Source organism: Endozoicomonas sp. ALC013, assembly GCF_049310205.1.
GTDB lineage: Bacteria > Pseudomonadota > Gammaproteobacteria > Pseudomonadales > Endozoicomonadaceae > Endozoicomonas.
Genome location: NZ_JBLYNS010000145.1, coordinates 1 through 11,625 on the forward strand (window position 1 = coordinate 1; position 11,625 = coordinate 11,625).

Below are 11,625 nucleotides of genomic sequence, written 5' to 3' on the forward strand. Positions count from 1 at the left end.
ATCAAAATGTTGTATTTGTTATCCAGAATGGCATAATGCGACAGGTTGATATGGGGCTATAGCTCAGCTGGGAGAGCGCAACACTGGCAGTGTTGAGGTCAGCGGTTCGATCCCGCTTAGCTCCACCATTTCTATTGCGGTAATTACTCGGTTGTTAGACCACGCTTTTTCCAGGGTGGCGTCACGCTTTCTTGTGACAAGAGTGCATGCTTTTTTCCAAATCTAGAGCTTAAGTGATGACTGCATCATTTAAGTCAGGAGGTTTTGCGTCCCCTTCGTCTAGTGGCCTAGGACACCGCCCTTTCACGGCGGTAACAGGGGTTCGAGTCCCCTAGGGGACGCCACTTATTCTCTTTCAGAGAGTCGGGGCTGAAAAAATCTTAAAATCACCTTCGCAGTCAGAATAGCTCAGTTGGCAGAATACAGCGCTTGCCAGCGTTGAGGTAGAACTTACTTGTTACAAGAGTCAGCCTCATTTAAACATCCAATCAAAAAAAATCAGCCTGATGGCTGATTTTTTTTGTGTGAATTTTCTTGTTCCCCTTTACCCACCAATCCTTTGTCTTACTCTGACTTGGATCGATCTCTGGCTTAAGTGAGCCTTAACGAGTCTGGGACTGACGTCTCTGCTTTTTCAGAGCTTTAAAGCCTTCTTTCAGTAAATCAACCAGCTTAAAGTCATTCTTGGCCGCATACACCTTGAATTCCCTGGAAAACTCAGGAGATACTCGGAAGCTGAGCCCGACCCATTCATCATTGGATGATTTGGCTTGCTGCTTATTTTTTGTGGTGGTGCTTTTGGGTTGTGCTTTCTGTCTGGGCATGGTCTTCCCCCATTCTTTTTTGTTTAGAGTTGTGTGGATTTATCGTCAAAAGTACTAAAGAGTTTAGAAGAAACGGGGGATTTCGCTGCTTTTGATGTTTTGAGAGGGGGGATTCTGGCTTGAGAGGTTCTGGCGAAGGGGGATAGGCACCGGCAAATGCCGGTGCCTGGCTCTGATTACAGCACGTCGATACTGCTCAGGTCATTATGGGCTTGCTCAAGACGGGAGATCATGGACTCCTGGCCAGCTCGCAGCCAAACCCGTGGGTCGTAGAACTTCTTGTTTGGCTTGTCGGCACCTTCAGGGTTGCCCAGCTGGCCCTGCAGGTAAGCTTCGTTCTTCTTGTAGTAGTTCAGAACGCCTTCCCAGCACGCCCATTGGGTGTCTGTGTCGATGTTCATCTTTACTACGCCGTAAGAGACGGATTCACGGATCTCTTCCAGGGTAGAGCCGGAGCCGCCGTGGAATACGAAGTTCAGTGACTTGGCCGGAAGGCCGAACTTCTCAGAGCAGTACTTCTGGGAGTTGTCGAGAATCTTCGGTGTCAGCTGAACGTTACCTGGCTTGTATACGCCGTGAACGTTGCCGAAAGAAGCGGCGATGGTGAAGCGGTGACTGATCTTGCTCAGAATTTCGTAAGCGTAGGCTACGTCTTCTGGCTGGGTGTACAGCATGGAGCTGTCCATGTGAGAGTTGTCAACGCCGTCTTCTTCACCGCCAGTGCAGCCCAGTTCGAACTCCAGTGTCATGTCCATCTTGGCCATACGCGTCAGGTATTCGGCGCAGGTGGCAATGTTTTCTTCCAGAGACTCTTCAGACAGGTCGATCATGTGCGAAGAGAACAGTGGCTTGCCGTGCTGCTCGTAAAACTCTTCACCCGCAGTCAGCAGAGCATCGATCCATGGCAGCAGTTTGCGTGCGGCGTGGTCAGTGTGAAGGATTACAGGGATGCCGTAAGCTTCAGCAACTGCGTGGACGTATTTTGCACCGGCAATGGCACCCAGGGCACCGGCAGGGTCAGTCTTCAGGCCTTTACCTGAGAAGAAGGACGCACCACCGTTGGAGAACTGAATGATAACAGGAGACTTCACTTTTGCCGCAGCTTCAAGAACTGCGTTGATTGAATCGGTACCAACAACGTTCACTGCTGGCAGCGCAAACTCACCGGCCTTGGCAGCTTCAAAGATTTTCTGAACGTCATCGCCGGTAACTACGCCTGGCTTTACCAGGTCCAGGATTTTTTGGGACATGTGGCTGATTCTTCCTCGATCAGGGGTTAACAGTGTGTTTCAGTTTGAGTACCGTGTCTGGTCAGGACTTCTATTCTTGCAGCTGCCTGAGCATAGCGACATAACCGAATCGTTCGGCATTTTGTCATCAGGGCTGAGAAATTCCGGATTAGACACTTCAAATCCTTGCTAATGATACGGAAAGGTTACAACAGGTAAAGCCTTTTTTCCTGATTAATAAAAAACTATGGCGGGGGGATTTTATAACTGTTGTTTATTGTTGTCTGTTTCTGTTTTTTTCAATGTGGTTGTGTTTTTTTCAGTGGCCGGATTTTGAAAGTGTTGTTTCAGTTTATTGGTTTTTATTGAGAAGGCCGTTTTTTAACAGTTTTTCCGAAGATTTAGTCTGGAAAAAAGCATGTCAATGTATGAATGCTGTTGATCTATTTTGGTCCTCTTTTGGCAAAAAAAATCAATAGTGGTTTTTTGATTTGAATCAGTTTTTTTGAGGTTTTCTTGTGTTGTAATGCTGAAGACAGAGAGCGATATATACCTTAAGTCAAATAAAAAATATTTTTAAATAATTATTTGGAATAAAAATTTTGTGATACCCAATGAACTTGCAAAGCCTAACGCAGGCAATTTTATCGAAGTTGAGAGTTTACCAATAAATGGCAATGGTCAGGCATTAATACTCAGGATGCACTATCTTGAGGAGGTTGAAATAGAAGACGGAGACCTGATGATTGCCAGCTTATTAAACAGCATTTCTATTCTGGGCAAAGATATAAAAAAACAGCCTCGGAATAATAGATAGTTTTTTTAAAGGTTATCTTGGTTAACTACTAGATAGAGGGCGATAATCATGGCCGGAAAAAAGCAGGCTGGAAAAACTGTAAATAAAGATGCAGTTGTTCAGGATGTTGATGCTCAGATTAATGCGTTAATTGAGCGGGCAATGGTGGCAAGGGAGAAGTTTCTCAAGCTGACTCAGGAAGATGTCGACAGGGTCACCAGGGCTATGGCTCTGGCGGGTCAGGCAGCTCATATGGAGCTGGCTCGAATGGCTGTTGAGGAGACCGGTCGTGGTATCCTGGAAGATAAGGTGACCAAAAACATCTTTGCCACCGAATATGTTTACCACTCCATCAAATACGATAAGACCGTAGGCGTTATTGAAGACAACGCCGAAGAAGATTTCATGCTGGTTGCTGAGCCTGTAGGCATTGTGTGTGGGGTGACTCCGGTGACTAACCCGACCTCCACCACCATGTTCAAGTCCATTATTTCTACCAAAACCCGTAACCCGATTATTTTTGCCTTCCACCCCTCCGCTCAGAAATGTTCCAGTGAAGCTGCCCGGATTGTTCGCGATGCGGCGGTTGCGGCCGGTGCCCCTGAAGACTGTGTGCTGTGGGTCGAGTACCCTTCCATTGAAGCGACTCAGAAGCTGATGACGCACCCTGAAGTCGCCGTTATTCTGGCGACCGGTGGCTCCGGCATGGTGCGCGCAGCCTACTCTTCCGGTAAGCCTGCCCTGGGCGTAGGTTCTGGTAACGTACCTTGCATTATTGACCAGTCTGCAGATATCAAGCAGGCCTGTAATGACCTGGTGATGTCCAAGAGCTTCGATAATGGCATGATCTGCGCTTCTGAGCAGGCCGCGATTGTGCATCAGGCGGTCTATAAAGCGGTGGTCAAAGAGCTGAAGTCCCAGAATGTTTACTTCACTACGCCAGAGGAAACCAGTCGACTGGCTGAAGTTGTCATTCATGACGGGCATGTCAACAGTAAGATTGTCGGTATGAAGCCGTCTTATATTGCCGAACTCGCCGGTATCAAGGTGCCTGGGAATACTCGTATTCTGGCTGCAGAAATTGAAGGTGTCGGTCCTGAGTTTCCGCTGTCCCGGGAAAAGCTCTCTCCGGTTCTGGGAGTGCTTAAGGCGAAAGATACCCATCATGCTGTTGAGCTGGCGGATCAAATGCTCAATTTTGGTGGTCTTGGACACTCTGCCGTGTTGCATGCCCAGGATAACCAGGTGATTGATGAGTTCTCTCTGGCCATGAAAGCCGGTCGTATCATTATCAACTCACCCAGTACCCACGGTGCCATTGGTGATATTTACAACACCAATATGCCTTCCCTGACTCTGGGTTGTGGTACCTACGGTGGTAACAGTACCACCTCCAACGTATCTGCGGTAAACCTGATCAATGTCAAGCGTGTTGCCAAGCGCCGGGTCAACATGCAGTGGTTTAAGCTTCCCAGAAAGATTTACTTCGAGGCCAACTCTCTTCAGTACCTTGAAAAGATGCAGGACATCTCTCGTGTATTTATTGTTACTGATGAGATTATTCAGTCCCTGGGTTATGTCGATAAAATCCTTTACCACCTGAGAAAGCGTACAACGCCGGTTCAGGTTGAAATTTTTAATCAGGTTGAGCCTGATCCAAGTCTGGAAACCGTCCGCAATGGTGCCCGGGAAATGGCACGGTTTAATCCGGATGTGATTATTGCCCTGGGCGGTGGTTCACCCATTGATGCAGCCAAGGGAATGTGGCTTTTCTATGAACAGCCGGATGCTGACTTTGCCGGTATGGCCCAGAAATTCCTGGATATCCGCAAGCGCGTCTACAAGTTCCCGCATCTGGGTAAGAAGGCGAAGCTGGTTGCGATTCCGACCACTTCCGGTACCGGTTCTGAGGTAACGTCCTTCGCTGTTATTACCGATAAGGAAAAAGGGGCCAAGTACCCACTGGCTGACTATGAGCTGACTCCGGATGTGGCCATTATTGATCCTAACCTGGTACTGACTGTTCCGAAGAAAGTGACAGCAGATACCGGCCTGGATGTGCTGACTCACGCCATGGAAGCTTATGTGTCGATCATGGCTTCAGATTACACCGATGCTCTGGCGATGAAAGCGATTCAGCTGGTCTTCGATTATCTGCCGCAGTCTTATGAAACCGCTGACCGAAAAGCCCGCGAGAAAATGCACAATGCGTCCTGTATTGCCGGCATGGCATTTGCCAACGCCTTCCTGGGCGTCAACCATGCGATTGCCCATAAGCTGGGTAATGAATTGCATATTTCTCACGGCCAGGCCAATGCGGTATTATTGCCTCACGTGATTGAGTATAACGGCTGCCCTAATCCCACCAAGGTGGCATCATTCCCGAAATATCAGTATTACATTGCCCACGAGAAGTATGCTGAGATTGCCAAAATGCTGGGCCTGCCCGCCAAGACGCCGGAAGAGGGCGTTAAATCCCTGGCCAATGCGGTTCGTGATTTGATGAAGCGCCTGGATATGCCTGCGTCCCTTCAGGAGATTGGTGTGGATGAGTCGCTGTTCAAGAGTAAAATCAGCATGCTGGCTAACCACGCCTTTGAAGATCAGACCACAACGGCGAATCCTCGTTTGCCATTGATTTCCGAGCTTGAGGCACTGCTCACCAAGGCTTATTACGGCAAATAACCTTCGTCTGAAATAGGTCGTATGCCTCTAATCAGAGCTTGGTTAGAGGCATTTTTTTTTAAGTAGTTGTTATTGGCTGTGGGTTAGTCCATCCCAGAAGGCTTTCATTTTGTCCATCAGAGACTGGCCTGCATCTTTTGCCTGTGTGGCAAGTTTTCCCGCTGACTCCTTGCCTTGTTCCAGTTCACAGGCAGTTCGCTCTCCCAGGCATTGTGCTTTGCAAGTGCTGTTGTCCTGCTCATTGATAAGACTCGATGCCTTGCATTTGGCTGCACAAACCGATTGCTTTTGCTCGCAATTCAGCACTTCGGCGGTGATCGTGGAAGAAAAAATCAGCATCCCGACAATAAATAGCTGTTTCATAAAAGACCAATATTAATAAACGATAAGAAGAATGATATTACCAGTTTACTTGATGTTGAGGGTCTGGGTATCAGCAGAAAAATCGATTTGTTGTGTTCTGTGATGTTATTGAGTGTTTAATTTTTTTGGGCCTGTTTCTGCGGTTATATTTTTTATTTATAAAAAATGAAATATTTGATGAATCTAATCATAACCAGTCAGATTGCCTGGCGTTTAAAAATGACTGATTACAAAAAAATTACATTTTTCTGGTGGTGAAAGGATCATACATTTACTGATGTCTTGCTTTCTGTCTTGTAACTATGTTTTTTTGGTTGTTGTTTTTTGATGGGATGGAACAGTTGTCTCTGTTGGTGTGCTTGTTAATGGATTATATTGCTTAAAATTGGTTTTTTTTGTTTTTTTGCTTTCAACCCTGAGTTACGGCAGCTTTGAGATATTTTAAGCGTATCTCTTCAGATACGTAGGTGGTTTCTGTCGTTTTTTTATTGTTGAATAGTTCGTCAGAGTCTTGTGATTAGAACTCTGTGGTCACCGATTCATGTTCATATTTGATAATGTCGATAAATAAGATCTTGCATTGGTGTAGCGGTGAGTGGGCCTGTAACGGGCTTGACTAGGGGGATTACAGTCCGCATTATCCATTTAGGTAAAGGTGCTGATCTGAATGTATGATGACAACGGATCTTGCTGACTGGCTAAGACAGCGTAATAGCGTGGTTCGTTGGGAGTACATATAAGAATTCGGAATCAATCAAAACTGTGACGGCTTTGCTGAATTCCGGTTTTTCGATCAAACTCTATATCACACTGGTGACCTATGAAGCTAACCAGTGGCTTCGACAATCGGTTGATCCCGGATGAGAAGCGGTGTGAAATTATGTGTTATGTATTGTTTTATTTTGCATATTTGTAACTTCGTACCACCAAGAAGTCAACCCTTGTCCGTAAGTTTATGTGCTTCAGGGATACAAGTCCTGTGGAGTGGATTTCGAAATGCGACAGCTAATCAATGTTGTTGTTTGTTTTTAGTGGTGCTGTGACTGGGTAAAATCTGTGATCTGCCGTTAAACCCTGTAGTTAGGTGTTTGGGGTTTGCGATAGGTGTATTTACTGTGCTGCATTCGCTGACGAAATCCTTTTTACTAGAGGCAGGGCGGTAATTCCGCTTTGATTAACGGTATTGGAGACATCATGATCAAGATTGCTATTAATGGCTACGGCCGTATCGGTCGCAACGTACTGCGCGCACTCTACGAAGCTGGCCGTCGCGATGAATACCAGATTGTTGCCATTAATGATCTGGGTGACACCAAAATCAATACTCACCTGACTAAGTACGACACCGTTCATGGCCGTTTCAACGCACAGGTTGAAGAAGGCGAAGGTGCTCTGTTCGTAAACGGTGATGAAATCAAGACTTTCTCTGAGCGTGACCCTTCCAAGCTGCCATGGGGCGAGCTGGGTGTTGACGTTGTCTTTGAATGTACTGGTGTTTTCCGTTCCAAAGATTCCTGCAAGCCACACCTGGATGCTGGTGCCAAGAAAGTTATCATTTCTGCGCCTGGCTCAAACGTTGACGCTACCATCGTTTACGGTGTGAACCACGACACTCTGACTGCAGATATGACCGTTATTTCTAACGCATCCTGCACCACTAACTGTCTGGCTCCTATCGCCAAGCCTCTGAACGATGCTCTGGGCATTGATAAGGGTCTGATGACCACTATCCACGCTTACACCAACGACCAGCGTCTGAGCGATGTATACCACTCTGACCTGTACCGTGCCCGTGCCGCTGCCATGAACATGATTCCAACCGCTACCGGTGCTGCTGCTGCTGTGGGTGAAGTTGTTCCTGAACTGAAAGGCAAGTTCGACGGCATGGCGGTTCGCGTACCGACCATCAACGTCTCTCTGGTGGACCTGAGCTTCGTTGCTGCACGTGAAACCACCGTTGAAGAAGTGAACGAAATCATTGCTATTGCTGCCAAGTCCAACCCGGCCATGGCAACTGTTCTGTCTGTGAACAACGAAGAGCTGGTTTCCATGGACTTCAACCACAGTCCGTTCTCTTCCAACTTCGATGCTACTCAGACTCGTGTTCTGGGCAACCTGGTTAAGGTTATGTCCTGGTACGACAACGAGTGGGGCTTCTCCAACCGTATGCTGGATACGGCCAAGGCCCTGATGAACGCGTAAGGCATTCACCCAGTGAACTCAACACAGGCTCGTTTAACGGGCCTGTGCTGGTTACGATAAATGATATACGTTGGCTGTTGGTAAACAAAGAGAAGACAGTGCTACGGGGCAAGATGGCTCCTATACTCTAACGGCACTTTCTTCTTTTGTTTGCACTCCGTTCAATACATTTGTCCTGCAGAGCAGAGGTGTACAGGTTGTGAACGGCTGCCATGCACATCATTAATCCATTAAGTAGTTGGCCAAATTTCATTTGGTTAACTACTTAAGGCCTGTCGCTTGCTGTAGACTCCGGTGGAGGCTGAAGGCTCCCACGACAGCGGCGGGTTCACAAGCGAGAGGATTATTATGCTCAGACGCACAAAAATTGTCGCAACCCTGGGACCTGCAACAGAATCTGAAGAACAATTGCAAAAGCTTATTGAAGCTGGCGTCAACGTTGTTCGCCTCAACTTCTCCCACGGTGATCCGGAAGATCACAAAGCCCGTGCCAAAACCATTCGTGAAATTGCTGCAAGGCTGAACCGTCCGGTTGCTATCCTGGGTGATCTGCAGGGGCCAAAGATTCGCATTGGCCGTTTCCAGAATGGCAAGATTCACCTTCCGGATGGCGCAACCTTTCACCTGGATGCCAGCCTTCCCATTGATGACGGCGATGAAACCCAGGTGGGGCTCGGTTATAAAGATCTGCCAAACGACTGCAAGGTTGGTGACATACTGCTGCTTGATGACGGGCGGATCAGCCTGGAAGTCATGGCTATTGATGGTCCGAGCATAAAGACCAAAGCGATCAATGGCGGTGAGCTGTCCAACAACAAGGGCATTAACCTTCAGGGTGGTGGTCTTTCTGCGGCGGCATTAACGGAAAAAGATAAGCAGGACATTCTTCTGGCGGCTGAGCTGGAAGTGGACTATCTGGCAGTATCTTTTGTCCGTCATGCCAGCGATGTTGAAGAAGCCCGTCGTCTACTCCATGAAGCTGGCGGAACCGCCGCTATACTGTCCAAGATTGAGCGGGCCGAGGTGGTGAACGACCATGACCTGCTGGCTGAAATTATTTCCGCATCCGATGCCGTGATGGTTGCCCGTGGTGACCTGGGTGTCGAAATTGGTGATCCTGAGCTGATTGGTGCCCAGAAGCACATGATCAGTGAAGCCCGTCGTCTGAATAAACCGGTCATTACCGCCACTCAGATGATGGAGTCCATGATTCACAACACGCAACCAACCCGGGCAGAAGTGTTTGACGTCGCCAATGCGGTACTGGATGGCACTGATGCCGTGATGTTATCCGGTGAAACCGCCACCGGTAAGCGCCCGGATGAAGTGGTCAAGGCCATGAGTCGCATTTGTCTCGGTGCTGAAAAACAGTCCGTTGAGTACATGACGGAGCGCCGCATTGGTCAGTTTACCAATATTGATGAGGCCATCGCTCAGGCAACCCTGTTTGCAGCTAACCATCAGAGTGACATTAAGGCCATCGTCTGTCTGACGAAAAGTGGTGCCACACCGCTGTGGATGTCCAGAATCAATACCCGCCTTCCTATTTTTGCCCTGACGCGTTACCAGACTACCGAGCGCCGGGTTGCCCTGTATCGTGGCGTGGAAGCGGTGGCTTTTGACAGTGGTACTGAGTACGGCCCGGAAGTCAATGGACGTGCAATTAATGTCCTCAAAGAGCTTGGTCTTTTGGAAGCAGGCGACAAGATTATTCTGACCAAAGGCGAAAGTCAGGAAATCGAAGGTGGTACCAACACCATGCAGATTATCAGCGTAAGCTGAGTCAACAGAACCTATTTATTTCTAATTGCTTTACCAGCAGTTAGGCACTTGGAAGGAGAAGAGCCTGGCATGACCGAATTAAAGAGAGTCGGAGTTTTGACTTCCGGGGGCGACGCTCCCGGTATGAATGCGGCCATCCGTGCCGCTGTTCGTGCCTGCATTTACTACGGTATTGTTCCCGTAGTGATTCAGGAAGGCTACAAAGGGTTGATTGAAAACCGTATGGAAGTGGCGGATGCCCGGACGGTTGCCAATATCATTAATCAGGGGGGGACCTTCCTGAAATCAGCCCGCTGTCAGGAGTTCCGCACCAAAGAAGGCCGTGTAAAGGCTTACGAAAATGCCCGGGCTGCTGAGCTGGATGGTTTGGTGGTGATCGGTGGTGATGGTTCATTCACCGGTGCCATGCTGCTGGAAGAAGAGCATGGTCTGCCCTGTATTGGCGTTCCCGGTACCATCGATAATGACATTTACGGGACAGACTTCACCATCGGTTATGACACAGCCCTGAATACCGTTGTCGAAGCCATCGATAAGATTCGTGATACTGCAACTTCTCACAACCGCCTGTTCTTCATTGAAGTGATGGGCCGTGATGCCGGCTTTATTGCTCTGAACACGGGTATTGCTTCCGGTGCAGAGGATATCCTGATTCCTGAGCAGGAAAAGACGGTTGAAGTGTTCATGGAATCTTTGCAGAAGAGTGGCCGTGCGGGCAAAACCTCCAGCATTATTGTGGTTGCTGAAGGTGATCGCAGTGGCGGTGTTTTTGAACTGTCCCGCGCTGTGGAAGAAAACTTTCCTGAATATGAAGTGAAGGTTACCGTGCTGGGGCATATCCAGCGTGGTGGCAAGCCTACCTGCTTTGACCGTGTTCTGGCCAGTCGTCTTGGTGTTGCTGCTGTAGAAGCGCTGCGCAATGGCGACAGTGGTATTATGGTCGGCGTTCGTGACCAGCAGGTGGTGAAAACCCCGCTGGAAAGAGCAATCAGTAAGCACAACCAGATTGACAATCACCTGATGAAAGTGGCTGAAATCGTTTCGGTTTGATTCTCTGGTGTCCAATGGTTGAATGCTGATCAGCAGATGACTAAAGTTCTTTAAGTCGGAAAAGCCTCTGAACAAGAGGCTTTTTGCTTTCCTCCCAGCCGGTATCAGCCGGTCCCGCATCTGTGAAGCGATCTCATGCCACGAGCAAGCTTCACAGAAGATTGTTGTAACAGCCGCAGGTAACAGTTATGGCTATCTTTGACTCTCTCAAAAAAAGTCTGGGCTTTGGCTCGAATGAGGGAACAGTCCTGAAGGCACCTTTGACGGGTAAGATTGTTCCCATAGAGGACGTTCCGGATCCGGTGTTTGCCGACAAGGTGGTGGGAGATGGTCTGGCCATTGGTCCAACCGGGCATATTATGGTCGCGCCCTGTGATGGTGTGATTGGCAAGATTTTTGAAACCAATCATGCTTTCAGTATGGAAACCCCCTCGGGCGTTGAGCTGTTTGTCCATTTTGGCATTGACACCGTGGAGCTGAAAGGGGAGGGCTTTAAACGGATAGCGACAGAAGGGCAGCGGATTAAAGCGGGTGATCCTGTGGTTGAAGTGGATCTTACTTTGCTGAAGGAAAAGGCGAGAAGTGTGGTAACGCCCATTGTGATCTCCAATATGGATGATGTCAGTCATCTGGAGAAGTCCACAGGGAATGTGCAGGCTGGGACTGATACGCTGTTGACTGTATATATGAAGTG

Annotated in this window: 9 protein-coding genes and 2 tRNA genes; 8 read left to right on the plus strand and 3 right to left on the minus strand. The window is 48.4% G+C overall.

Going from position 1 to position 11,625, the window contains the following annotated elements; translation table 11 throughout:
- Nucleotides 1-52 precede the first annotated feature (52 nt).
- Nucleotides 53-128: transfer RNA gene (locus ACO6V1_RS19595), tRNA-Ala, on the plus strand.
- Nucleotides 129-268: 140 nt separating this feature from the next.
- Nucleotides 269-344: transfer RNA gene (locus ACO6V1_RS19600), tRNA-Glu, on the plus strand.
- Between the two features lie 258 nt (nt 345-602).
- Here ACO6V1_RS19600 and ACO6V1_RS19605 read toward each other — a convergent pair.
- Together ACO6V1_RS19605 and fbaA are read right to left on the minus strand one after the other, a co-directional pair.
- Entirely contained in the window at nt 603-824 is a 222-nt protein-coding gene (locus ACO6V1_RS19605) for a hypothetical protein (RefSeq protein ID WP_101745863.1), read from the minus strand.
- Nucleotides 825-1,000: 176 nt separating this feature from the next.
- Entirely contained in the window at nt 1,001-2,074 is a 1,074-nt protein-coding gene (fbaA, locus tag ACO6V1_RS19610) for a class II fructose-bisphosphate aldolase (RefSeq protein ID WP_422450273.1), read from the minus strand.
- Nucleotides 2,075-2,657: 583 nt separating this feature from the next.
- On the opposite strand from fbaA, the gene ACO6V1_RS19615 reads away from it, so the two are divergent.
- Nucleotides 2,658-2,870, plus strand: coding sequence for a hypothetical protein (locus ACO6V1_RS19615; RefSeq protein WP_422450274.1), 213 nt, complete (start codon nt 2,658-2,660; stop codon nt 2,868-2,870).
- Nucleotides 2,871-2,918: 48 nt separating this feature from the next.
- Nucleotides 2,919-5,534, plus strand: coding sequence for a bifunctional acetaldehyde-CoA/alcohol dehydrogenase (gene adhE / locus ACO6V1_RS19620; protein WP_422450275.1), 2,616 nt, complete (start codon nt 2,919-2,921; stop codon nt 5,532-5,534).
- Between the two features lie 69 nt (nt 5,535-5,603).
- Here the strand turns inward: adhE and ACO6V1_RS19625 are convergent, their stop codons facing one another.
- A complete protein-coding gene (locus ACO6V1_RS19625; RefSeq protein ID WP_422450276.1) occupies nt 5,604-5,897 on the minus strand; it encodes a hypothetical protein in 294 nt (97 codons plus the stop codon).
- Between the two features lie 1,191 nt (nt 5,898-7,088).
- Here ACO6V1_RS19625 and gap point away from each other — a divergent pair.
- From gap to crr, 4 genes are all read left to right on the plus strand, one after another.
- A complete protein-coding gene (gap, locus tag ACO6V1_RS19630; protein ID WP_209200596.1) occupies nt 7,089-8,099 on the plus strand; it encodes a type I glyceraldehyde-3-phosphate dehydrogenase in 1,011 nt (336 codons plus the stop codon).
- A 348-nt stretch (nt 8,100-8,447) separates the two neighbouring features.
- Nucleotides 8,448-9,881, plus strand: a complete 1,434-nt coding sequence (gene pyk, locus ACO6V1_RS19635) for a pyruvate kinase (RefSeq protein WP_422450277.1) — start codon at nt 8,448-8,450, stop codon at nt 9,879-9,881.
- 69 nt (nt 9,882-9,950) lie between these two features.
- Entirely contained in the window at nt 9,951-10,931 is a 981-nt protein-coding gene (gene pfkA / locus ACO6V1_RS19640; protein ID WP_422450278.1) for a 6-phosphofructokinase, read from the plus strand.
- 188 nt (nt 10,932-11,119) lie between these two features.
- Nucleotides 11,120-11,625, plus strand: a 506-nt coding sequence (gene crr / locus ACO6V1_RS19645) for a PTS glucose transporter subunit IIA (RefSeq protein WP_422468125.1), incomplete at its 3' end; no start/stop codon positions are given.